The sequence below is a fragment of the Acetobacterium sp. MES1 genome, assembly GCF_002237635.1.
Classification (GTDB): Bacteria; Bacillota; Clostridia; order Eubacteriales; family Eubacteriaceae; genus Acetobacterium; species Acetobacterium wieringae.
This window is the reverse complement of record NZ_MJUY01000050.1, coordinates 12,429-37,100: the sequence shown is the minus strand read 5'-3', so window position 1 is coordinate 37,100 and position 24,672 is coordinate 12,429. Positions and strand designations below refer to the sequence as shown.

Genomic DNA, 24,672 nt, shown 5'->3' with positions numbered 1-24,672 from the left:
AACAGTGTCTCCGATGTGGCTATCAGTAAGGTCACCAAGGAACCGGTGGTTTTTGATGTTGCGCCAATTATGAAGAATGGTCAGGTGGCCGGGCTACTGGTTGGTCGCCGGGATCCCACCTTTCTTAAGAATATCGTCAATAATCTGGGTGACGGAACCAATAAATATGGCATGGTGATCAGTGAGAATGGCGTAATGATGGCCCATCCCAACGATCAACTGATACTGGATCAGACCAACGTCTTTGACAACATCGAAAAAGATGGCCCCAACGCCATGGGCGCCCGGCTCAAAGAAATAGCGCCCCAAAGTGTGACCCATATCAGCTATGACTTTAATGGCGATACAAAGCTGGCCTACGTGGCCCCTGTGCCGGGAACCAGCTGGAACCTGCTGGTGACCGAATCGGAAGCGGTGATGTTGGCGCCGATTAATCAGCTGCGTAACACCATAATTATTTTAGGACTGGTGATCATGGTGGCGGGAGCGGCGGTTGCATTTGTTATTTCAAAACGGATCGTTAAACCAGTCCTGGCCGCCAACGGCTTGATCAAAGAAATTTACGACGGCCACCTCAGTCAACGTTTGGAGATCACGTCACAAGACGAAGTAGGCGAGATGACAGATTCCCTTAATCAACTGGCAGACACCCTGCAGTATGGGATTATGGGCCTGATGAAAAAAATCGCTGACGGAGATCTGTCGGCTGATATCATGGTAACAGATCCATTAGATGAAGTGAAACCAGTATTAAAGCAAACCGTTGAAACCATTCGGGCCTTGATTGCCGAAGCGACCATGCTTTCAACAGCAGCTTTAGCAGGTGACTGGAAAACCAGGGGAGATGCTGAGGCTTTTAAAGGCGGTTTTAAAGAAATTGTCGAAGGGGTCAATAACACCCTCGATGCAGTAATTAGCCCTTTGAATGTGGCGGCGGATTATGTGGATCAGATTGGTAAAGGACAAATTCCGGAAAAAATTACGGAAACGTATAATGGTGATTTTAATACCCTTAAGAACAGTATTAATGCCTGTATCGATGGCCTGGGGGCTTTAGTGGAAAGTAATCGGGTCTTGGCAAAAATGAGCCTCAACGACTATTCTGAAACCATGTCCACCAATTATCAGGGCATCTTTGCTGAAATTGGCCATTCCATCAATGATGTCCATACCCGCTTAACCCGGATCGTGGAAATTTCAACCAATATTGCCAATGGCGACATGCGCGATCTGGAAGTCTTGTCAAAAGTTGGCAAGCGTAGTGATAAGGATACCTTAATTCCGGCTCTGGTAGGGATGATTCAGAACATTATCAACCTGGTTGATGAAACCGAAAAAATGGCCAGGATTGCCATTGAAGGTAATTTAAGCAACCGTGGTGATGTCTCCGGATTCCCTGGCGAATACGGGAAAATTGTCACCGGCTTTAACCAGACTCTGGATGCCGTCATTGCTCCCATCGAAGAAGCCTCGGCGACCCTTACCCAATTGTCCCAGGGGAATCTGCATACCAAAATGCAAGGTGATTATCGTGGCGATCATGCTCAAATAAAAGAAGCATTAAATGGAACGATCACATTTTTAAGTGAATATGTTGAAGAAATAACGCATACGCTTGAGCAGATCGGTCAGGGAAATCTGGATCTGGAAATTACCAATGAGTATCTGGGAGATTTCCAGGCCATCAAAACCGCCCTTAATGATATTACCAGCAGTCTCAGTACAACCATGTCCGACATCAACGATGCCGCTGGTCAGGTCGAAGCAGGAGCAACCCAGATATCCGATGGTGGCCAGGCTTTGGCTCAGGGAACAACTGAACAAGCCAGCTCCATTCAGGAACTGACCGCATCGATGGAAGAAGTGGCTGGGGAAACCAAGCAAAATGCCAAGTTTGCCAATCAAGCCAATGAGCTGGCAAATAATGTCAAAGCAAAAGCCGAGATCGGCAACAGCCAGATGACCAATATGGTAGCGGCCATGGTCGAAATCAACGAGGCTTCCAGCAATATCTCAAAAATTATCAAGGTTATTGACGACATCGCCTTCCAGACCAATATTCTGGCCTTAAATGCGGCGGTGGAAGCCGCCCGGGCTGGCCAACATGGCAAGGGCTTTGCCGTAGTGGCCGAAGAGGTCCGGACCCTGGCTGCCCGCAGCGCTGAAGCTGCCAAGGAAACTACGGCTCTGATTGAAGGATCGATCAGCAAGACCGACGCCGGTACTAAAATTGCCGATGAAACAGCCGAAAGTCTGAAAGAAATTCTCAGTGAGGTGGAAACAGTCACCAGTCTAGTGGGGAATATTGCCCAGGCCTCTAACGATCAGGCTTCCGAAATTGCCCAGATCAATTTGGGAATTGAGCAGGTTTCGCAGGTGGTTCAAACCAACTCGGCGACAGCGGAAGAAAGTGCCGCTGCCAGCGAGGAACTTTCTGGTCAGGCTGAGTTGCTTAAACATAAGGTTGGTGCCTTCCGTTTAAAGGGAACGAACCCCGGTCGGAAGCCAACTATAAATCAGACAATTACAAAAAAACCAGAACCGGTCATTAAACCATCGATCGATATCATCCTTGATGATTTTGAAATGGATAAATACTGATTAATGGGGTATTATAAGACTAACACACAAGAGAAATCTGGGAGTTGATCCTTCCAGATTTTTTTGTCTATCACCATGACCGAAAAAAATGCCGGTTGGCTACAAGCAAGGGCTCGAATCAAAAAAAGGGGGACCAGGATATGACAGAAAAAAACAAGCACTTATTCATTGGGTTGATCATCATGTATGCGATTGCCTATCTGTTGACTTTCGCATTGGAATACCATCAACTGATGATACTTCTGAAACCCGGAGCCAGCCTTTTGGCTTGGGTATCGATGTACTATTTCACCACAATGATGAAAGATAATCAGGTTGTCAAAAAGCTGGTTGCCTATGCTTTTATGGCCTGGTTTATTGCTGACGTCATCGCGATGGTGGGGGAACTCATTATTTTTTCAGAAGGTTATAATCTCGTCAGTTTTTACAACCTGGAAGTCGTTCTATATGCTATCAGCCGGGTTCTGATGCTGATAATGATTGCAGCCTTGTATAGTTTCGTGACCAAAAAAACCAGCCAATTTCAGGTAATGGCAGATTTAATGACCTTGATCACTTGTATGGGAATTACCGTCTGGTTGGTTTTTTTCAAGCCTGTTCCCCAGCAGCAGTGGGCACTGATGATAGCTGGTGACCTGGTTAAGATCTTTTCTTTTTTCTATATCAGCCTCAGCCTCTTTATTCATGGCCTCTTGCTGCTAAACTGGTTGTACTTTAAAGAACGGGGGATTACCCTGGGTCATAAAATAGCATTGTCAGGTTTAGCCATCGTGATCCTGACGGATTTGATCAGTGCTATTTATCCCAGCTTGATATACCAGAGTGATACTATCGATCTGGTATATAAGATCGGTATTCTTTTAATTGCGATTGGCGGCGTTTACTTTAATCAAAAAGCGGTTACTCAGTTAAAAAACAAGAAAATAAAGAAATCTACAGAAACCTGGAAGAATGGTTTTTATTTCCTGGCCTATCCCTTACTGGCCTGGCATATCATCGGTTTTGATATTGATCTGATGATTTATTTGTTGGTGATTGCTTTTTATATGGTCAGTTGCTTATACACCAGACAGATTGAGGTGACCAAAGCGATGCTGGAGAAGGAAATCGCGTTCAACAAAGAATTAAAAAACCAGCATTATTTTACTACCCAGTTACTGGATGCCATGCCTGGTGGTATCTTTTATGTTTCCCGGGATGATCAGCTGCTGGGTATGAACAGTAAGCTTTCACAGCATTATGGATTGGACACCCAAGTCTATCTCAATAACAGTCTTTTAGAATTTCCCCCGATGACTGAAGCTGATTTTCGGGAATATTCAAGGATGAAGGAAGAAGTACTGTCAACCGGCAAGCCCTGTGTCCGGCAGTCTACTTTTCAAAGTGCTAACGGGAAAAGCGGGGTTGCTCTTTACAGTCTCAACGTTTATTATCTGGCAGATGGTTCTGTAGGCGGTTTTCTCGGGGTTTTTACAGATATCACTGGAATCAAAGAGAAAGAAAAGGAATTAGAGGTAGCGCTGAAAAATGCCAATGCCGCCACCGAGGCCAAGTCACAATTTTTGGCCAACATGAGTCACGAAATCAGAACACCGATGAACGCCATTTTGGGAATGTCCCACTTGGCGATGCAAACCCAGCTGGATGCCAGGCAGGAAGACTATCTCCGAAAAATTCACGGAGCCGCCACTTCACTACTGGGTATTATTAATGATATCCTGGATTTTTCTAAAATTGAATCCGGTAAGCTGGAAATTGAAACCATCGATTTTGACATTAAAAAGGTTGTCAATGATGCGATTCAGTTGTTTGCTGAAAGTTCAGCCTCCAAAAATCTGGAATTCATAGTCGATCTGCATCCGGCTCTGCCACAATGGTTCCGGGGCGATCCGCTTCGGCTGGGACAGATCCTGACCAACCTGGTTGGGAATGCCGTTAAATTTACCAAGCATGGGGAAATTATCGTCGCCATCGAGCAGGGAATAAGCCGGAATAATCAGATTCAGCTCAAATTTTCAGTAACAGATACAGGAATTGGCATAGTCCAGGAGAATTTAGAACGGCTCTTTGAACCATTTACTCAGAATGATAACTCCACAACTCGCCACTATGGCGGGACGGGATTGGGATTAACCATCAGCCGTAATCTTGTCGAGCTGATGGGCGGCGAGATATGGGCTGAAAGTCAACTGGGGTCTGGCAGCACCTTTAGCTTCAAGGTCTGGCTGGAAAAATCACACAAAACATTGACAACAGCTGAGCCCTTTTATGCACCGCTTGACCAGCCGCAGACACCACTTGCTGGCCTGCGGATTATGGTCGCTGAGGATAACCCTGTCAACCGCCAAATTGCCGAAGAGTTGTTAATCCAGGCTGGTGCCCAGGTGGACGCGGTGGAAAATGGTGAAGGTGCCCTCAATCGGATTATTGAGGCTGAATCAAGAGATTACTATGATCTTATTTTGATGGATTTACAGATGCCGGTAATGGATGGTTATGAAGCATCCCGAAAAATCCGGATCATCGATCCGATCATTCCTATTTTGGCGATGACCGCCCGAACCACGGTGGATGAGCGTGACGAATGTCTCAAAAATGGGATGGATGACCATATTTCCAAGCCGATTGACCCCCAGCTTTTGTATCATATGATTCGGCAATATATAAAACCACAAATTGTTGCTGAGCAGACAATGAGCGATTTGGAAATGACTGAAAAAGATAAGGAGAAATCGTCAGCAATGAAAAGACTAGAAACGAGCTATTTTGAAGCTGAAAAAATCAGTGAAATTGACTGGAAAACCCTGCAAACTCGACTGGGTAATAATCCGGACATCATAGTGACCCTACTAACGGTATTTGGTGAAACTCATGCTGACATGGCTAGTGAGATGATCTCCGCCTGTGATAGTAGCAATAAAGATTTATTGTTGCGAAAACTCCACACGGCCAAGGGCGTTCTGGGTAATATCAATGCTACCGGGCTATATCAACAGGTTTGCGAAATGGAAGCACTCCTTCTGGAAGCAGGCTCGAATGATCAGGTTTCTCAACAATTAGTCGCATTTAAAGAAGACTTTGACGACTTTTATACTGCCATCATGAATTTTATTAAGAGTCAGGCGGAGGAACAACCAGAATCATTGGTCAAAGCTGATCAGGCAATCTGGCATAAATTACTTGGCGAACTGCTGGAACTGCTCCAGGAAGGAGACAGCGAAGCACTGGAGTGTTTTGAAGAAAACCGGCAAATGTTTAGCAGGATGCTGAAGTCAAATGAATTTACGCAGCTGGCAGACCTGCTGCGCGGCTATGCCTTTGATGAAGCGGCGGGGCTACTTGAGGTCATCCGCAAGGAAAGAGGTGAGGACTAATGACACAGGAAAAACAAACCGTTCTGGTAGTCGATGATAATCCCGACAATATTGCCCTGATTAGCGGGTTGTTGCGCCAGCTGTATCAGGTCAAGGTAGCCATTAATGGCGCCAAAGCCATCGCCATGATTGCTAAAAACCCGCCGGATATCATCCTGCTGGATGTGGTGATGCCGGAGATGGACGGCTACGAGGTATGCCGCGCGCTTAAAAATGATATAGATTTCTGGGACATCCCAATTATATTTCTGACGGCCCAAAATGATATCCAAGCCGAGAGTAAGGGCTTTGAATTGGGCGCTGCAGATTATATCACCAAACCGGTCAGTCCGCCGATTTTGTTATCCCGGGTGAAAACCCATCTGGATCTGAAAAAAGCCAGTGATTTTTTAAAAAGCCAGAATCACTTTCTGGAGAAAGAAATTTCCCGGCGTACTCGCGAAGTTGCTCTGATTCAGGAGGTCTCAATTATGGCCATGGCGGCTCTGGCAGAAACCAGAGATTCTGAAACAGGTCTGCATCTGCAGCGCACCAAACTTTATGTCAGCGAACTCTGTGAAGAACTGGCCCGCCGGGAAGGCTATCAAAAAAGCCTGACCCGGGAAATCATCGACACCATTGTGGCTTCCGCACCCCTTCATGATATCGGTAAGGTTGGCATCCCCGATGCGATTTTGTTAAAACCGGGAAAACTGACAGAGACGGAGTTTGAAATTATGAAAAATCATGCCACCCTGGGTCGGGAAGCGATTCTGAAAGCCGAACTGATTATGGGGCGTCGCGAGACCTATTTAAAATACCCCAAAGAGATTGTCTCTTCCCACCATGAAAAATGGGATGGCAGTGGTTACCCCCAGGGTCTGTCGGGAGAACACATCCCCCTGTCAGCACGAATTGTGGCCCTGGCCGATGCCTATGATGCAATCACCAGCCAACGGGTCTATAAACATGCCGTCTCCCACGAGGAAGCGGTGGCGATTTTAAAAGAAGACTCTGGCCGGCATTTTGATCCGGCGGTGGTGGCGGCGTTTATCCAGGTTCACGAAAAATTTAAAGCGATTGCCCGCAAATACCGGGAGCCCGGTACCGCTGTTGCTCTAGGCGATTAGCGCCTTTAAAATTTTCAGGACCGCCTCCGGTTCTTCAAAAATGGGACTATGGGCGGAATCTTCAAAAAGATAAAAGTGCTTTTGGGGGGCCTTTATATCCTCGAGAAAGATTTCTGACAAGTGATGGTTGACGGTATAATCGTAGGCCCCGGAAAAAAACAGGACAGGAAGATCAAGCCGGGTAATAAGATCACTGAGATTGGCCTGGCGGAATTCCTCGTTCAGGGTCGAGCTTTGGGAAAAAGCCTTGCCCTGCCAGAGCTGAAACTTTTCTTTGAGCGTGTACTCGCGGTGTTTCATCACCGCGATAAATATACCGCTTACCACCGAGTACATTTTGTGGGTCGTGCCAATCCCGGCCTCATGCATCACTCGGTCGCGAATCCGCTCGTAGGCAGCGGTGCCGTAGGGAAATTTTTCAAGTTGCAGACGATTTTTTTTATCATCGCGATAGTATTCCAGCAGCCATTCATAGGCCAGTTCTTCCGATAGCGCCAGGTTGACCGATTGCGCCACCCCGATATAGGCGTGGTAGAGCTGCGGAGCCTGGACCGCCGCCTGAATGGCAAGATAGGTACCAAAGGAGTGGCCCATCAGGTGGATCTTATCCTGACGAAAGCGCTGACACAAATACTTTGTCACGGCGATGGTATCGGCTACCAGCTGGGCTGTGGTCATCGTCTCTGCCGAAATCTTGTTATCGTAGGACAGCCCGGCCCCGCGCTGATCCCACCAGACCACCGTAAACAGTTCGTCCAATTGGGCAGGATGGCTTTCGTTCAGCCAATATTCAGGCATTCCCGGACCGCCATGAACAAATAGCAGCACCGGTTTTTTGATATCCCGGGATTTAATAATCATCCCCATTTCGACGCCGTTGATGGTGACCCAGGATTTTTCGGCTAAACTGCCCGGCAGCACCTGACCGCTGGCATTGGTATAGGGAATCATTTTACCAGAAAATACAACTATCAACAGGGTGCTGATGATACTGAGCAAACCTAGAAGTACAACAAAAAATAGCGCCATGATGGTGTCCTTTCCCAACTGAATATGCTGCAGATCAGCATACGGTGAACTGCAATTTTAATGAATCGACTGGCTCGATTATATCGAATCAATCTGATCGCGTCAAGCAGGAAGGGCTGTTTCAGTGAATAGCTAAAAATCTGTGGCCGATCTTTGGGATTGGCCATAGGGCTTTGGATTGTTTAAAATCTGCTTATCAATTGCTGAGAATGATGCTATAATAAAAGACGCGTTATCAAAAATGAAGCAAAAAACTTTCGGTTGCAACCATGGCGATACCGGTTTAGTGGTGTTACACGTTGAATTAGACAATCGATGGTCAGGAGAATGCCAATGGAACCCTTGCGAAAAAAATACCGTCAGATTCTTGTGGTCATTATTTTAATCCTTGGCGGGCTCAGCAGTCTGGCCTTTTTGCTGATGTCATATCAGATCGAAATTGATCATCAAAAGAGTTTAGAAGTCAGTATCATCGATGTCAAAAAGACCTTTTTAAAAGATAATGTCGATAACTTGATCCTTACTATCGATCAGGAACGCCAGGCCCAGGAAACCCTCTTTGCCAGACTCAACCAGTTGGCTGAAGCGGCTTTGGATGGTTACAATACCTTTAACCCTGATGCTTTTTTGGAACAAGCCATCCTTTATTTTGAGGATCCAATCCGGCAGACTTATTTTACTGTACTGATTGCCGATTCAACTACCGGGAGAACGATCTATGCAGTTAACATCGCAGAGATCGATCAGAGTTTGTCATTTTCACAAAATACGGAACAACTATTGCCGTTGATGACTTCATCCGTCAAAAAGGATTATGGTTCGTACCAGGTTTTCTTTGGTGTCCGGCAAAGTCGGGTGGCAGAAATTGTGGAAGAGAATACCCGGGCGCTGATCCATGCATCCCGTTACTCTAACGATGCCTATTTCTGGGTCAACAAGGTGGTCAATTTTGAAGGTGGGGACAACTATGGTATCCGCCTGATTCATCCCAATTTAAAAGACACCGAAGGCCAGCCATTGTCGACCAGCATGACCGATATTCGGGGGCATTTTCCCTATCTGGAGGAACTGGAAGGGGTCAAGGCTGATGGTGAAATTTTCTACACCTATTTCTTTAAAAAAATGAATTCGGACGTGGTTTCCGAAAAGCTGACCTATGCCCGACTGTATCCCGAGTATAACTGGATTGTCGCGATGGGGGTCCATCTTGATGATATTAGCAGCTACGTGAGCAGCGCCACCGAAGCCAGTCACCAAAAAACCATCTGGATGCTGCTGGCCCTGACGGGGTTTATTGTTGTACTGATCGGAGTAGTAGTTATTGCCATGACTCGCATTGAAGGCTGGTATTACCGAAATTCAGAGCAGGAACTGAAGGCGGCCGTTTACATCGATACCTTGACCCAAACCTATAACCGCCGGGCCGGGAACGATTGTCTGGCAAAAAACTTCAAAACTTATAAAATTACTGGAACAAGCCCAGCCTTTATTATGATCGATATTGACGATTTTAAAAAGGTCAACGATGACTGCGGCCACGATGTCGGCGATCAGGTCTTGATCAGGCTGGCAACTATAATTAATCAGCACATCCGCAGCAATGATAAACTTTTCCGCTGGGGCGGTGAAGAATTTTTGCTGGCTTGTCAGGGGCTCAAAGAGGATGACGTTGAAGCTTTTACCGCAAAACTGCTGGATGTTGCTGCATCCTTTAACTATGACTGTTGCGGCCAACCGCGAAAGATCACGGTCTCCATGGGAGTTGCTTATTTCATTCCTGGTGACGGCGATGAAATAGCAGCCATCAAACGGGCAGATCAGGGACTCTATCAAGCAAAGAAAAGTGGTAAGAACCGCAGTTGCTTTATCCAAGTCTAGGTTAGTCGGGATCCACCGTATCGCTTGACTCCCAACGGTGGATTTCGCGAATGGCTGGTTTTCATCGTGAACTGCGATTGTACTCGGTTGATGAATGGGTTAAACTTTCTATAGAAGTGCTTTTTAATAGGCGCCGTAACCATTTCAATTAGCAGAGGAGTACAAAATGGGATTTTTTGATAAGTTTAAACAGGGTTCTAAAGATATGATTAAAAGCTACGATAAGGTCAAACTCAATCAAAAACTGAGTTATGAAGAACTGCACGAGATTATGAAGGCAGGAACCTATCCCTGTGGGGAACCCCAGCTGACCGGAAAAGGAATTATGCATTGCATTCAGTTTCCACCGGTAGACAAATATGTTATCCAGGTGGCTTTAAGCGGAACCACAGTGACGATCACCAAAATCTACAATGGCGTCGGCGGCATCCTCAAAGAAACCGTCGGCGATGCGGTGACCGGTGGCTGGTATGACGTCCTCAATGGCGAAAACATTGACCTTAATCAGATGACCCGGATCATCGGCGAAGAGCTGACCAGACTGTGCGGTGAAAAAGGATTGCTAAAAACTGCGTAAGCTGTCAGCGATAGTGAATAGAGCCAGCAAAAAAATGTCAAAACAATTAAGATAAAGCGTGATTCACCGTTCTGATAGACGTTTTAATTTTAAGCCGAAAAAACTCAAAAATCCCCCTGCTGCCGTATCGGGTCGCAGGGGGATTCTTTTAGGGATAAAACCGGATGATTTGAGCGGGACATTTGGCCACAGCTTCCTTGATGGCCAGACCGTCCCCGGGCGATAAAGTCTGGCTGGTGACGGTCGCTTTTTTGTCGACCATCTTAAAATGGCTGGGGGCGATTTTGGCACACAGGCCGCAGCCCACACAATAGTCCGAATTAAGAGCAAGGGGACCATCCAGAGCGGCGGCATCTTCATCGTCAGCGGGAAGATCCTCCGGTTTGACAAACCGGGAGGTGATATAGCCCATCAGAAAAATCGCCAGGGTGGTCAGAATCCAGCGGACGAGCATGAATTCGGGACCGAGAAATTTGCTTTCAGTGATCAGCATCGGGATTTTGATCACCGCCCAGGTGGACAGGATGATGACGATGTTGGCAATACTGGCGCCTTTGCTCAGCAGCATTTTACAGACCGGAAAGGCGGCGTAAATGGGACCAGCCGAAAAACTGCCCAGTAAAAATGCAAACAGCGATCCTTTAAGGCCCGAGTTTTTGCCAAAGGCATTTTCGATGGTTTCTTTTGGCACCCAGGCGGATATTAACGAGGTTAATAGCAAAATCACCGGCATAATCATCAACATTTCCTTGACATAATACCAGGTGTTACCCAGGGATGGTAGAAATTTGTCTGGAGCAAAAATGCCGACGGCCACATAAGCCAGGATCACAATCATCAGAAAGCGGTTGTTTTTGAGTTGGCTTTTTAAAAATGTCATAGGATCACCCCCATCGCCAGAGCAATCACCAGGGCAAAAGCAAAGCTCAGCGAGTTGCGAATCAATGTGAATTTCAGACCGAATTCTCTTTTTTCAAGCGGAAAGGTCACCACACCGACCATCGTCAGCGTGGTCAGAAAAGCGACAATCGGAACGATGCTGGCACCGGCGTCGACCAGTGAGGCCACCAGCGGAAAGGCGACAAAGGCGGGAATCAGGGTGATGCTTCCCAGCAGTGCAAAAAGTACCGTCGAAACAACTTCATTAGCCTGGCCGATGGTGGCTTTAATCGTTTCCGGCGGCACAAAGGTGAGGATCAGACCAATCAACAACAAGATGCCGAGGATATCCCCGGCGATCCCTTTCATCATCCCCCCAGACATTTTAATAGCCTTCAGGGTTTTGCTCTTGTCTTTTTTCAGCGAAAATCCCAGCCATACTAGGGTAATCACCCAGAAAATCAGGGTAAAAATATCCATGCTTTAACCTCCAACTTGATTATACGAATCTCAGCTTCAAAATTCGAATTTTCTATAGTATACTGTAGATCAGAGGAATAAAAAGTTACCACGGTCACACCTCAGGAGGTTATTTTATGAATCACCAGGATTTCATGACAATTTTATCCAGCCACAGCCTTTTTTCAGATTTTTCAGACGAAGCCCTGAATCAGGTTTTCAGAGCCCATTACTATGAGAAACGGGAGTATGAAAAAGATCAGGTGATTCATTTTCAGAACGAATGCTGCCGAACCATGGATCTGATTCTCAGCGGCCGGGTGGCAGTCCAGAATCTCGACCGCGAGGGGAACGTGTTGACTATTAGTATTTTTCAGGACGGTGATGTGTTGGGTGCCAATCTGATTTTCTCCAGTCGCAACAACTATCCGATGACGGTGCTGGCCCAGTCGCCGGTGGTGATCCTCCATCTTGATCAGGAAATGATTCTGGAACTGTGCCAGATGAACCGCACCTTTATGATCGGGTTGATGAAAGCCATCTCCGATAAAACGCTGATTCTCACCGACAAGATTAATGCCATCTCGATGAAAACAATCCGCCAGTGTATCATTGATTTTTTACGTTACGAGTCCCGGATTCAGAAAAGTCAGGTGATCCGACTGCCATCATCAAAAAAAGATCTGGCTCAGCGTTTTGGTATACAGCGATCCTCCCTGAGCCGGGAACTCAACAAAATGCGCCAGGATGGACTGATCGATTTTGATGCCAAAACCATTACCATCAAAGATTTATAGACCAGAACAGGTTGATAAAGGACCCGCTTATCAGGCGGAAAATAAATGGGGTTCTGATCGCCAACAGTAATATTTCATATCAACCCAAAAAAGAACTAGAACCGATTCCGCCATTTAACCTGCGAAACCGGTCTAGTTCACAATCTCAGTCGTCATCCGTTTGGACTCCTTCTTGTGTTTTATCAAAAACCTTCTTTTTCACTTTTCAGTTTAAACATTACACACTTATAAGGGGATATCCGGCGGTTAAAAAGATTTCGCTTTTTAATCGTTAGAAGATCTGACTTGTTGCAGATTGTTTTCCCGGCCTGTCAATCAATTATTTCATCATGGTCAAATTTTCACCTTCAACCTCGGGTCGGTACATTGATATCAGTGCCAGCGTCGTAATGGTTATTGAGTGGTTGACACTAGGATTCTTTCACTCGTTTCTGAAAATGATTGAGTTGATCTTTGATATGAACCTATTATACCACCATTTATCAGGAAGTAAATAGACAAACTGTAAACGTTTGTATAATAATCGTATACGATAATATACAGATTTTATCCGCTAATGTCCGGCAATCGCTGATAAGCAAAAAGCCTGCGATTTGATGGCAAAGATTTATCAGCAGCCGATCCAGGTGAGACAATTCTGCTGTTGCTGTTTAGGGAAAGCTCAAATGCGACTGTTATCATCAGGGAACATAACTGCAATAATAGCCATCAATATAAATTCCGTTGTCACCCATCGGGTTGCAATCAATATTAAGCTGATGATCACCAGAGTAAACGGTGCCGACGGTCCCATTGCTGCCGGTGGAGACGGTTGATCGGTAACTGTCATAATAGTAGTCGTTGCCGCCGTCAGTAATCAGTAACATCCCGCCACTGAATTGATAGTAGAGGGTGAAGCCACTGCTATCGGTCCACTTCCAGGTGCCGTTGATGTTGTTCTCAAATTGCTGCCATTCACTGGAAGCCGGGTCTGTGGTAGCCGCTGGGGTAGTTGTCGCCGGTTGTGGGGTAGCGGCCTGTTGGGGGAGGTTGATTACATAGGTAGCCGTTTTGATGCCACTATGATTGCCGTTTTTGTCTACCGCAATGCTTTTTAGGGTGGTGGTGGCATTTAAAACAATCGGACTGCTATAAACGCTGGCACTGACCGAAGGGTCGCTACCATCCAGGGTAAAATAGACGACGATATCCTCGCCGGTGGGTTTGTTGATTTCAACTTGTTGGGTGGCGGTGTAACTCCCTTCATTAAGCGAATAGGAGGGCGGTTCAATTGTCACGGATGTGGCCGTGTTCAGGCCATTAGGCTTGCTGACAAGCCCCCCGGAAAGATTGAACCAGATCAGCGTGCCGCCACCGATTAAAAATAGCGCACCCAATACCGCCGCTAAGATGATGATTGCTGTTTTCTGAGAGCCAGCCGGTTTTGCTTGTGGCGATGGGCTCAAGACCGGGGGGGCTACGGGGTCCGTTGCCGGGTTCTCGTGTGGATCTGTTGAAACTGGCGCTTCGGTATCATAACCGCATTGGCCGCAAAAGCGCTCATCCGGTTCAAGTTTGGTGCCACATTGCGGGCAAAAATGAAGGCGTTCCATAAATCTCATCTCCCTTCTATGGGTAATCTGTTTACGGTCTTTATACCCATTTGATGCGGCATCTATCATCATTGCGTTTGTTAAAGCAGCTGATGGCTATCAAGAAAATCCTCAACCACGGCATTAAAAACCACCGGATTATCGACATTGGCATTATGGCCGGCCCCGGGAATGATTTTTAGGGGATAACCGGTTTTGGCCGTCCAGGCCCAGTTGTATTGGGGCACCTTGCCGAAGCGGTCATATTCGCCCAGGGTCAGCAGCACCGGGAAATCAAAGGCCGTATCGCAGTTTTCCCGGAGAAAGCTGGTATAGGCGGTTCCCATGATTCGGCAGAGTTCCGCTTTGCCATAGGGAGCCAGCATTGCCATCATGTTGTCAAAGCCCCGTTTGGTATGGGTGGCTCCTTTGGCAATGGCTGTCACCAGTTTGTCGTGGGGGTAGCAGCGGGACAGCCATTCCACCTGCCGGACCCAGAAGCGGTCTGACCGGGAATAGTAGGAAGGGCCAAAGGGCGAGGTATCGACTCCCACAAAAGCCAGCACCTTGTCCGGAAAATCCAGGGCATACTGCTGACAGGCATAGCCTCCCAGTGACTGACCGATCAGCACCGCCGCCGGGATCTTTTCGTGATTCAAAATAGCATCCAGATCGGCAGCGGCATGGTGAAATGAAAAATCCGTATAGGGACGGGAAGCCCCATGGAGGGGTAGATCCCAGCTGATGACGGTGTAATGCTTTCTGAAAGAAGCCACCTGGTGATCAAACATCCGATGATTGGCAGTAAGACCATGGGTAAAGACCAGACAAGTTGCCTGGGGATCCTGATGCCGGGCGATCCAGTAGAAAACGGTGCCCCGGGGGGAGGTGATTATTTTTTCCAGCACGACGACGACCTTCTTTCGCAGATTTTCCCATTCTTGGTGGAATGGGTCTTTTTTAAAGTGTACCGATAAAAAGGAGGTTCGTCAATGGCAGAATTGTAAAGGATGGCCGAAAGAACCTGATTTACATAGCCATTTTTCATTAAACGGCGTATAATGATAGGTAAACGAAAAGAGGCTAAGCAATGCATTTATAAGATGTTTTCAACTAATACAGTCAGGATTACGATGCCAATCACCGCATCTCCTTTAATCAAACCGCCCCGCTCAATGACCAGATGGCCTGGCTCCTTGCAGAAGGTTTTTCCAAAGCTGATTGTATTTTCAAATATCTAAACTTTGCGGTCTTTTTTGCCGTAAAATAAAGCTTATAAGAAGAGGTCATTTCAGTCGCCTCAAAAACGGTTATAGCTCAGCTCATGCCAGTAGTCTACTGGTTATGGGCGTCACGTGCGGCAAAGACCTCTTTGGCAACGGCAACGGCGTTTAAAACTTTTGGAAATCCGGTGTAGGGGATACATTGAATAAAGGCTTCAATAATTTTCTCTGGTAAAAGCCCGACATTCAAAGCGCCATTGATATGAACATCCAATTGCGGTTCGCAGCCACCGGCGGTCAATAGGCTGGTGATGGTGATTAGTTCCCGTTCCTGAAGGGAGAGACCTTCCCGGGGGTAGATATCGCCAAAAGCAAATTCAATAATGTAGTTGCCCAAGTCAGGGGCGATTGTTTTCAGTGATTCGATCACCTTTTCGCCGCCAACCCCATCAATTTTTTTTAACTGTGCGACACCAATTTGATAACGTGTTTGATCCATTTGTGATTACCTCCAAATTTTTTATAATCCCAGTATAGTGCTTAGACTATGGTCTAAGTCAACCCATATTTTGAAAGGTTTTATGATGATTATTAGCGAAATGGTCCAACTGACTCAGATCAGTGAATATACCCTGAGATACTATGAAAAGAAGGAATTGATTGCCGTTTCCCGTGATGCCCGGGGGCGACGTAACTACGACGAAAACGATATTGAATGGATTCGTTTCATTCAGCGACTCAAAGAGACCGGGATGCCGCTGCGGAGTATTAAAAAATACGCCGATTTGAGAGCCAAAGGCGATCAGACCGTCCACGAACGACTGGAAATGCTTGAAGCCCACCGCATATTCGTTGTTGCCGAACAGCAGAAATGGGCCCAAAATCTTTATAACCTTGATGCCAAAATCGAGTATTATCGAAAAAAAGATTAAGGCTGGTTCAAGTCGTATTGCCTTGGGGAAAATTATCTGTGTTCGGAAAAAGAAAGTTTGGATAAAAAATTAACTTTATCAGACTAAAAGATTAAGGAGCGTTTAGCATGTTATTATTTGCGCAAAGAATAGAAGAATTGATTGTTGATAGCGGCGAAACAGTACGGGCTTTGGCAGAGATCGGCAAGATCGACCGGACAACCCTGCAGCGGGTAAAATCTGGCGAGCGTCTGCCATCTAAGAAGTTTTTTAGTGGTCTGTGCAAAGCGTTACGGATGTCGACAGCCGAAGAAGAGGAACTGAAAAATCTCCTGGAAATGGAAACCATTGGCCAACGAAACTATTATAACCGCAAAGCAATCGTCGGCCTGATCGAGACGATTGCTGAACTAACCGAACATACCATTCCCTTTTCTAAAGAAATCGGTTTAAAAAATGGTGCAGTTGTAAAAAGTTCGTTAATCGATGGCATGGAGATTGTGAGTGGATATACCAATGTACTGCGAATGGTCGAAAGCGCCATTGACTGCGAAATTTTTGCCAGTTCGACGCCACAAATCCGCAGGTCATTCCCTATGACTGGGATGCCGTCTATGATTACATTTTTCAGCAAATGATGGGCTCCGAAAAAAAACTTGTAGTACAGGATATCGTCAGTTTTCCTCAGAATTGCAGTGAAGCGGAGGCCGATCAAAGTCTGCTGGCCTTTAAAAAACTGGCGGCGCTTTCGCTGCTTGACAATGTCGATTACCAATCCCGTTTCTACTACCGACCATCCGACTGGCATCCAGTTGATGGTGGGATGTTCCCGTATTATCTGCTAACCTCAAATCGATTGATCACCCTGTCAAAGGATCTTGCCACCGCAGTTGTATATCGGGATGCGGGGCTTTATCAGGTCTATGATGGATATTTTTCAGAACTTTTAGACAATAGTGCTCCGTTTATTCATGGCAGTCGGGATCTCTTTGAGATATACGCCCTGGAGGATGCCCTTCCCACCAAACTTGTGATGCAACCGATCCCCTGTTTTTCCCGTTATTTCACCGATGAGATGATCGAAAAACAGCTAAACCGGGAGTTCCCATATTTTGAGGCCCTACTTGCGACAGTAATTCCTTTTTATGATAAATTCCGGGCCGATAATAAGGGGATGGTGGATGTTTTTTCCCTGAAATATTTGCGGCAATTCATGGAGGATGGCTACATCTATCTGCCGGAAGAGATGGTTCACCCTTTTGCGCCTGCAGAACGGCTGCAGCTGATTAAGCAACTGCATGCTGATTTGGTTGCCAGTGAAAGAAAATGCTATGCCATCAACGAGGACCGGCTGTTTATGAATTCGGCAGTGGAATTTTCCAATGAAGACCCGACGCTCCGGCTGATTCTTCATTATCAACGGGGTAACGAAACCATCTTTAAGCATCTGGCAATTAACGAAGTCAACATCATCAATGCCTTTGAAGAGTTCTTTAACAGCCTGCCCACCAGCGATTATGTTCTTGGCAGAGAGGAAACCATTGCCGGGATCGAGTCCATAATCAGGGAATATAGCAGCGATGAAAGTTGATGAAGTGAAACATAAAAAAACTGCTTGACAGGGTCAGTTAGGCAGAACACATACTTGTGAATGAAAGTGAGGGAAAATGGAAGCAGATGAAAACTACCAATTTAATGCCAAGGTCTACGATATATTAGATCGGACTTACTTTAGAAAGGCGGCCTCCAGTCCCCGCAATGCCGTCATTTCCGTATTAGGAGAAGAACCATTAAAAGTTCTGGACATGTGTACCGGCACCGGGACTAATGCCTTTGCCATTGCCGGGGCCAGAAGAAATGCCAAAGTGATCGGGATTGATATTTCGGCTGCCATGTTGCAAAAAGCCGTGGCAAAATTGGAACACGCAGGGCTATCCAACGTTAAGTTGCTTCATATGGATGCGGCCAACCTGCAATTTTCAAACGAGGAATTTGATGTGGTGCTGATATCGCTGGTGCTGCACGAGTTAAGCCTGGCTCTGGCGGGCAAGCTGCTTGGGGAGGCCAGAAGAGTCTTGAAAAATACCGGAAAACTGATTGTCGTGGAATGGGAGGAACCAGTCAGCCTGGTTCAACGGATTTTGTTTTATCTCGTTAAAAAAACCGAACCCGCAGGATTTGAGGATTTTCTGAAAGCTGAGATGGATCAGTATTTTTTTCGCTTTGGTTTTGAAATGACACAAACAATTCATTGTGATTACAGTAAGGTAATGGTCTTGCGCAAGAATGAGCACATCTAAAAACAAAACTTAGCTCTAAAATCAGAATATGAAGTTAATTAATATTTGCCGATCAGGAGGGTATGTTGTACAAAAAAGGAGATCTTTAAAATGTTTATTTCAAATTAGAACGGTGTTTTGGATCGATTGACAGCATTAATGCTGTCAGTCCTTTCCAAAAATCGGAGAGGATATGATGAAAGACTATACTATTCGGGAAATCAAACCAATCGAAATACCCTTGCTCGCAGATTTTTTATACGAGGCTATTTTTCAGCCGGACGAACAAAATCGGCTACCAAGGGATGTGATCGAGCAGCCGGAACTGCAGGTCTACATCGAGAACTTCGGTAGACCAGATGACCATTGTCTGGTTGCTGAGTGCAAAGATAAAATTGTTGGCGCCGTGTGGACTCGAAATATAGCCGGAAAGGTTCGGGGATTAGGAAATGTTGATGACAAAACACCGGAATTCGCCATCTCCCTTTATCCGGAATACCGTAACAGTGGCATTGGCACCGCACTCATGAAACGGATGCTGCAACATTTGAGTGCAAAGGGCTACCGACAGGCATCGTTAGCTGTCCAGAAAGACAATTATGCCTTGAGAATGTATCAGGCGGTTGGCTTTGTTGTGATTGATGAACTGGATCAGGAATACTTGATGATCTGTCAATTAGAAGGAGTGAGCAAAGATGAGCAGCGATAATAAAAATCAGGCCGATTTCGGGCAGATCCTGGCCACCCGCCATGATAATGGCGCCGATTTCTGGGCAACCCCGGACGGCCGCCTGGGGATTGAAAAACCGATCAGTACCCTGACCGCACTGATGATCATCAGTGAACTTAACGTGCCTCGCGATCATGAAGCCCTGCAAGGGGCGGCGGAGCTGGTTCTGAAAGCCATAAGAGCCGACGGTCGGGTGCGGATTGCCCCCAAAGGTGCAATCTATCCCTGTCATACCGCCCATGGGGTGGCCGGTCTGTGTCGCAATGGTTACGCCAGTCATCCCCGGGTTCAGGACGCACTGAATTATCTGCTTGCTGACCGCTACGATGACGGTGGCTGGCGCTGCAACAAATTTATCTATGGTCATGGCCCCGAAACTGATGCGTCAAATCCCAATGTGACCCTGCTGGCCTTGGATGCTTTTCGTCTGGCCGGTTTTCATGCGGGAGCGGCTCGCATCGTTGATCTTGACCGGGCAGTTGAAACCCTGCTGGATCACTGGACTGTGAAGACGCCGGTGGGGCCCTGTCACTATGGCATTGGCAAATTATTTATGCAGGTGGAATATCCGTTTTTGCGCTACAACCTGTTTTATTATGTCTATGTGTTGTCTTTTTACGAAAAAGCCCGGCAAGACAAACGCTTTAGCGAAGCCTTGGTAGCGTTACAGCAGAAGCTGGATAGTCAGGGCCGGATGATTGTCGAGCGTCCCAATCGCAAACTGAGGGGGCTTACGATCTGTCAAAAAGGCAAACCATCGGAAGCTGCCACGGCACGATATCAAGAGATTATTAAAAATATGGAGTTGGACTAAAATGAATTACATTATTACCAAAAACCTGAAATTGCGACCGTTAACCATGGCTGACACAGATGATGTTTTTACTTATTCAAAAAGCCCGAATGTTGGCCCGCGGGCTGGCTGGAAGCCGCATGATACTATCGAAGAAACAAAGGAGATCATGAAGACGATCTTTGTCGGCCAGGAAAATATCTGGGGAATTGAAAAAGACTACCAGATTATCGGCTCAATCGGATTAATCGAGGACCCTCATCGTCAGAATGACCAGGCCCGGATGCTCGGCTACGCGCTCAGTGAGGATTTCTGGGGGCAGGGCATCATGACCGAAGCGGCCAGAGCCGTGCTGGCCTATGGCTTTGATACCCTGGGTCTGGGTCTGATCTCAGTGGTGCATTATCCGGAAAACTTCGGATCCCAGCGGGTGATTGAAAAATGTGGTTTTCATTATGAAGGAACAATCCGGCAGGCGGACAAGATCTACACCGGTGAAATCCTGGATGTCAAAGCTTATTCGATCACCAGAGCAGAATTCCGGTAACGCCAGTGCTACGGTAACGCCAGTGCTGACAATTTATCGACGAACGAAAACCCTTTACCAATTATAAGCAAATGGTAAAGGGTTTATTTATATGCTTAGGTGTTTTGTCCAGTCGAGATTCGGGATCGTTTTGATCTTAGTATAAAGATGGTTTATCCCAAAGATTCAGATTAACCCCGATATTATGCTTACGGGCATAGTCATAAACCTCTTTACCCCAGGCGACATCTTCCACCGGCATCCCACCGACCGAGTAGAGGATAATCTGGTCGTCGCTTTCCCGGCCGGGCACCTTGCCGTTTAAGATGGCTCCTAAATCGTGGATATCGGTTTTGGCCAGTTTGCCATCATGGATCATGTCCATAAATTTGGAACCGAGGATATAAACGATATTATAGGTCGGGTAGGGATATTCTTCGGCCCAGGCTTCATATAGGGAAATGTTGTCAACCACCAGCTTGGTTTTATCGCTTTGGATAAATTCATCGGTAAAATCAGCCGCTCCAGGCAGACAGAACAGGGCACCGGGCTTAATCCACTCGGCATCTACAAAAGGATAGGCCGAAGGACCAGCACCCATTGGAGTTGAGGTGGCAAAGCTAAGAATATCAGATCCCCGAACACATTCTTCCAGGGTTTCGCAAACTATAATTTCGGTAAACTGCGGGCATTTTTCCTTAACGAATTCAATACAACGGTCGATGGAGGCCTGGCCCCGGCCTTTTATTTTAAGGGTCGTCAGACTTGGTCGTAGGGCGGCAAAGGTTTCGATGGCAGTGGAGTTGATGACACCAGGACCGATAATTGCCAGCACTTTGGCATCTTTTAGGGCCAGATTTTTGACACCGACGCCAGGAACGGCCGCAGTCCGGTAAGCACTGAGAAGATTGGCGGACATCAAGGCGAGTGGTGCGCTGGTATCCTTGTCGTTTAACATCATCATCAAAATCGAACGGGGCAGATTTTTATGGCGGTTTTTCACATTGGAACCGTACCATTTCATCCCGGCGACGTCAAACTTGCCACCGACATAGGCGGGCATCGCCATAAAGCGACGGTCTGGGCCGTTTTTAGGCATATTGGGGAATTCCGGTTCTTCCGGGAAGGTAATCATACAACCGTGGGAGTTGCCATTGTCACCACCCATCCGGTAGTCGCCCATATCGAGCAGCTTTAACAACTCTTCCATACAGTCAGTACAGGCCACAACATTGTTGACCCCCGCCTTAATCATATCGGCTTCATTTAAATACAAAAAATCAATGCCTGGTAATGTCATAATATAAACCTCCAAATAATTTTTATTTTTATGTTCTTGAATAAACAGGATGAATAAAGTTTTATTGTTTCAAATTCGGATAGCAGTGCCTTTAGTCAGGGATTTACGGTAATTTCCGGGAGAGATTCCCGTGAATTGTTTAAATTCCTTAAGCAGGTGGGATTGATCAAAATAACCCATATCTGCGGCGATGGTTGAAATATGCTGATCTTTCCCCAGCGCCAGCAATACATTCTGAAAACGGATAATTTTTGAGAAGGTTTTTGGCGGCAAGCCAATCTCCTTATTAAAAAGCTGGTTGATATAACGGGGCGTATAGCCGACTTTTTGGCTTAATTCATTGACATTGATAATTCCGACGACTTTGGTGATCTCATCGACCATGCGATAACTGAAAGGACGAACGCCCGGGCTGTAATAGTTCTGATAATCGGGAATATAGGCAGCCAGAAACAACTCAATTTGTTCTTTAAAATCGTTGCTGCAGGTGATTCCTTCCATCATGGCTTGATTATCGCAGATTTCCGGGAGTGGCACAGAGCTCTCAGTCAGGCTGCCAATCGGATAGCCCTTAGGTAAAAACGCTTTGCCAGGCAGAAAACGGATGCCAAAAATAGTATCGTTGAGATGAAAAACCGAAGCATACTCAATCGAGTGCATTTTTAAAACGGCGCCGTAGCAGGTTGCATCCAGATGATCCTGGCCGCAGCGGAAGACAATGTCGACGGTGCCATCAGGAACGATGGTGGCGGTTTCTAACATTTCCTGGGTAACCTGGAAGCGATAAAAGTGGGAGATACCATAAGCCCGGTAGTCAAAGTACTCATAACCCTGGGCGTGCTTGACCATCAAGGGTTGTTTTGGGATGATGATACTTTCCTTTTCTTGTGGGGATGATGCATAAGAGCCATACCGTTGCAATAGATCAATCATAGCTAAAACCGCAAGCATACGCTTTCCTTTCTGAACAAAATGGATAATTGGCACGAACCGGCATAAAAAAACAAGGACGCCGAAATTTCGATTTCGACATCCTTGTCTGAGTAGTTGTTGGTTTACTGCTTATTATGTATACAATATACCATAGTTCGAAAGAAAAGAATAGTAAAAATCGGCACTAAATTACATTTGCAATCATAGTTAAGAAAATTCTAATTTTCGTATTGAGCCTAGTCCAGGCTTATTGTTTGGGTTGAAAGCGGTCGTATCGGAGGGCTGACAAATCGATAGTGGAGTGACCGTCAGCAATCATTTCGGCGACGTTGTAGCCCACCGCCGGAGCAATCCCAAAGCCGTGGCCAGAAAAAGCGCAGGCGATATACAAACCGGGCACTTCTGCCACCGGGCTGATCACAGGAACATGGTCGGCACAGTCATCCAGCCAGCCAGCCCAGGCCCGGACGATTTTGGCATCGGCAAGTGCAGGGAAGTATTTAATAATCCCCCGGCAGGTACAGGAGGCGCCGATGCTACTGGAAATGGGGCTGCCATTGTCTTTGTTGAGGTGTTCAAAACCAGAGGATCCACCAAAAACAAAGGAACCATGCTTGGACTGATGGCCGTAAAAATCGGCATCAGCCGTACCGAGCATTTGCAGAAACATCGGCGGTTCGGCTTCGGTAACCAGACATTCCATTTTAAGCGGCATCATTGGCACATCGATGCCAACCGTTGCTAAAATTTTGCGGCTGTCAAAACCGGCCGCCACCAGCACCTTGTCGGCTTCATAGATGGCATCCGGGGTGACAACCTGACGGATCACACCCTTAATTTTTCGCAGTTCGAAACAGGGTGCTTCGGTAATAAAGCGGACGCCCAATTCCCGGGCTTTTTTATAGTAACCGAGGGTTGCTGTCAGCGGATTGGCATGGCCGTCGGTGGGACACCAGCTGGCACAGGTAACTTCGTCGGAAAGGTAGGGATTAATGGCCCGAATTTCATCGCCGTTGATCATCCGGACATCCAACCCGCAGGCTACGGCCTTATCCGTTAAGCCCTGAAGAATTTTTTGATGGGCCTCCGTTTTCCCCAGTCGCAGATTACCTTTTTGGGTGTATTCCACATCCACACCCAGTTCTTCGGACAGTCCCGGCCAGAGGTTTTTAATCCCCCACATCGCCAGCGGCAGTTCCCGGGTATCCCGGCCGGACTGGCGGACACCGCCACCATTTCGGGACGAACCACCAATGCCAATATCCTTGCTGGCTTCAAGAACCGTCACCGACAGGCCTTTTTTAGCCAGGTAGTAGGCGGTGGCATTACCGATGATACCGGCGCCAATAATAATCACGTCAGTATGTTTAGACATGGGTCACCTCTTCATTTCCTAATACTTTCATTTCCACCGGTCGCATGGGTGATCGGCTGGTGGCCGGATCCAATTGATCGGGGATGACGCAAAGCTCCCGGGCAATCAGGTTTTTAACCAGCTTACCGCAGGTTTGGCCCTGACAAAGCCCCATCCCAGCCCGCAGGTAACGCCGGATTTCATTAACGGTAAACATTCCGTCGTGAATCGCCTGCCGAATTTCGCCTTTGGTGATTTCTTCGCAGCGGCAGATGATGATGGTGTCGTCAGCCTGGGAAACGAAGGAACCGATATTTTGTGAACGATCATTAATAGATTTCATAGTCGT

The 24,672-nt window shown here is 46.7% G+C and carries 23 protein-coding genes; 13 read left to right on the top strand and 10 right to left on the bottom strand.

What is annotated here, in order from left to right:
- Window positions 1-15: 15 nt before the first annotated feature.
- The 3 genes from BI182_RS13515 to BI182_RS13505 all read left to right on the top strand — a co-directional run bounded on the left by BI182_RS13515 (window position 16) and on the right by BI182_RS13505 (window position 7,084).
- Window positions 16-2,601 carry a methyl-accepting chemotaxis protein gene (locus BI182_RS13515; RefSeq protein WP_286808620.1) on the top strand — a complete coding sequence of 862 codons (2,586 nt, stop codon included), beginning with the start codon at window positions 16-18 and terminating at the stop codon, window positions 2,599-2,601.
- Between the two features lie 140 nt (window positions 2,602-2,741).
- Window positions 2,742-5,975, top strand: coding sequence for an ATP-binding protein (locus BI182_RS13510; protein ID WP_286808618.1), 3,234 nt, complete (start codon window positions 2,742-2,744; stop codon window positions 5,973-5,975).
- Window positions 5,975-7,084, top strand: coding sequence for an HD-GYP domain-containing protein (locus tag BI182_RS13505; RefSeq protein WP_286808616.1), 1,110 nt, complete (start codon window positions 5,975-5,977; stop codon window positions 7,082-7,084). The genes BI182_RS13510 and BI182_RS13505 overlap by 1 nt, the downstream gene beginning before the upstream one ends.
- Here the strand turns inward: BI182_RS13505 and BI182_RS13500 are convergent.
- Window positions 7,073-8,113 carry an alpha/beta fold hydrolase gene (locus BI182_RS13500; protein WP_286808615.1) on the bottom strand — a complete coding sequence of 347 codons (1,041 nt, stop codon included), beginning with the start codon at window positions 8,111-8,113 and terminating at the stop codon, window positions 7,073-7,075. The genes BI182_RS13505 and BI182_RS13500 overlap by 12 nt on opposite strands.
- Before the next feature lie 333 nt (window positions 8,114-8,446).
- On the opposite strand from BI182_RS13500, the gene BI182_RS13495 reads away from it, so the two are divergent.
- Window positions 8,447-9,991, top strand: coding sequence for a sensor domain-containing diguanylate cyclase (locus BI182_RS13495; RefSeq protein WP_286808613.1), 1,545 nt, complete (start codon window positions 8,447-8,449; stop codon window positions 9,989-9,991).
- A gap of 166 nt (window positions 9,992-10,157) precedes the next feature.
- Complete coding sequence (locus tag BI182_RS13490; protein ID WP_250935559.1) at window positions 10,158-10,568, top strand: hypothetical protein; 411 nt, start codon at window positions 10,158-10,160, stop codon at window positions 10,566-10,568.
- Window positions 10,569-10,716: 148 nt separating this feature from the next.
- Here BI182_RS13490 and BI182_RS13485 read toward each other — a convergent pair whose 3' ends face one another.
- A complete protein-coding gene (locus BI182_RS13485; RefSeq protein ID WP_286808610.1) occupies window positions 10,717-11,448 on the bottom strand; it encodes a permease in 732 nt (243 codons plus the stop codon).
- The gene (locus tag BI182_RS13480; protein WP_286808608.1) at window positions 11,445-11,927 is read right to left on the bottom strand and encodes a permease; all 483 of its coding nucleotides are present in this window, start codon (window positions 11,925-11,927) and stop codon (window positions 11,445-11,447) included. Before BI182_RS13480 ends, BI182_RS13485 begins: the two co-directional genes overlap by 4 nt.
- Before the next feature lie 116 nt (window positions 11,928-12,043).
- On the opposite strand from BI182_RS13480, the gene BI182_RS13475 reads away from it, so the two are divergent.
- Entirely contained in the window at window positions 12,044-12,703 is a 660-nt protein-coding gene (locus BI182_RS13475) for a Crp/Fnr family transcriptional regulator (protein WP_286808606.1), read from the top strand.
- Between the two features lie 680 nt (window positions 12,704-13,383).
- Here BI182_RS13475 and BI182_RS13470 read toward each other — a convergent pair.
- From BI182_RS13470 to BI182_RS13460, 3 genes are all read right to left on the bottom strand, one after another.
- The gene (locus tag BI182_RS13470) at window positions 13,384-14,295 is read right to left on the bottom strand and encodes a chitobiase/beta-hexosaminidase C-terminal domain-containing protein (protein ID WP_286808604.1); all 912 of its coding nucleotides are present in this window, start codon (window positions 14,293-14,295) and stop codon (window positions 13,384-13,386) included.
- 80 nt (window positions 14,296-14,375) lie between these two features.
- A complete protein-coding gene (locus BI182_RS13465) occupies window positions 14,376-15,182 on the bottom strand; it encodes an alpha/beta fold hydrolase (protein ID WP_286808602.1) in 807 nt (268 codons plus the stop codon).
- 427 nt (window positions 15,183-15,609) lie between these two features.
- A complete protein-coding gene (locus tag BI182_RS13460; RefSeq protein ID WP_286808600.1) occupies window positions 15,610-15,996 on the bottom strand; it encodes a carboxymuconolactone decarboxylase family protein in 387 nt (128 codons plus the stop codon).
- Window positions 15,997-16,078: 82 nt separating this feature from the next.
- Between BI182_RS13460 and BI182_RS13455 the strand changes: the two genes are divergently transcribed.
- The 7 genes from BI182_RS13455 (at window position 16,079) to BI182_RS13425 (ending at window position 20,757) form a co-directional block, all read left to right on the top strand.
- A complete protein-coding gene (locus BI182_RS13455; RefSeq protein WP_353744777.1) occupies window positions 16,079-16,429 on the top strand; it encodes a MerR family transcriptional regulator in 351 nt (116 codons plus the stop codon).
- 107 nt (window positions 16,430-16,536) lie between these two features.
- A complete protein-coding gene (locus tag BI182_RS13450; protein WP_286808598.1) occupies window positions 16,537-17,046 on the top strand; it encodes a helix-turn-helix domain-containing protein in 510 nt (169 codons plus the stop codon).
- Window positions 17,046-17,999: a hypothetical protein gene (locus tag BI182_RS13445; protein ID WP_286808597.1), complete on the top strand. Its 954-nt coding sequence runs from the start codon at window positions 17,046-17,048 to the stop codon at window positions 17,997-17,999. The genes BI182_RS13450 and BI182_RS13445 overlap by 1 nt, the downstream gene beginning before the upstream one ends.
- A 76-nt stretch (window positions 18,000-18,075) precedes the next feature.
- Window positions 18,076-18,708: a class I SAM-dependent methyltransferase gene (locus tag BI182_RS13440; RefSeq protein WP_286808595.1), complete on the top strand. Its 633-nt coding sequence runs from the start codon at window positions 18,076-18,078 to the stop codon at window positions 18,706-18,708.
- 175 nt (window positions 18,709-18,883) lie between these two features.
- Window positions 18,884-19,396 carry a GNAT family N-acetyltransferase gene (locus BI182_RS13435; protein WP_228878840.1) on the top strand — a complete coding sequence of 171 codons (513 nt, stop codon included), beginning with the start codon at window positions 18,884-18,886 and terminating at the stop codon, window positions 19,394-19,396.
- On the top strand, window positions 19,383-20,231 hold the full coding sequence (locus tag BI182_RS13430; RefSeq protein ID WP_286808593.1) for a prenyltransferase/squalene oxidase repeat-containing protein: 849 nt from the start codon (window positions 19,383-19,385) through the stop codon (window positions 20,229-20,231). Before BI182_RS13435 ends, BI182_RS13430 begins: the two co-directional genes overlap by 14 nt.
- A gap of 1 nt (window position 20,232) precedes the next feature.
- Window positions 20,233-20,757, top strand: coding sequence for a GNAT family N-acetyltransferase (locus BI182_RS13425; RefSeq protein ID WP_286808591.1), 525 nt, complete (start codon window positions 20,233-20,235; stop codon window positions 20,755-20,757).
- Between the two features lie 136 nt (window positions 20,758-20,893).
- Here BI182_RS13425 and BI182_RS13420 read toward each other — a convergent pair whose 3' ends face one another.
- From BI182_RS13420 to BI182_RS13405, 4 genes are all read right to left on the bottom strand, one after another.
- Window positions 20,894-22,036, bottom strand: coding sequence for a tyramine oxidase subunit B (locus BI182_RS13420; RefSeq protein WP_286808589.1), 1,143 nt, complete (start codon window positions 22,034-22,036; stop codon window positions 20,894-20,896).
- A 69-nt stretch (window positions 22,037-22,105) separates the two neighbouring features.
- Window positions 22,106-22,987 (bottom strand): helix-turn-helix domain-containing protein, encoded by an 882-nt coding sequence (locus tag BI182_RS13415; RefSeq protein ID WP_286808587.1) that lies wholly within the window; start codon window positions 22,985-22,987, stop codon window positions 22,106-22,108.
- Window positions 22,988-23,216: 229 nt separating this feature from the next.
- Entirely contained in the window at window positions 23,217-24,344 is a 1,128-nt protein-coding gene (locus tag BI182_RS13410; RefSeq protein WP_228878762.1) for an NAD(P)/FAD-dependent oxidoreductase, read from the bottom strand.
- Window positions 24,337-24,666 (bottom strand): (2Fe-2S)-binding protein, encoded by a 330-nt coding sequence (locus tag BI182_RS13405; protein ID WP_070372136.1) that lies wholly within the window; start codon window positions 24,664-24,666, stop codon window positions 24,337-24,339. Before BI182_RS13405 ends, BI182_RS13410 begins: the two co-directional genes overlap by 8 nt.
- Between the last annotated feature and the right edge of the window lie 6 nt (window positions 24,667-24,672).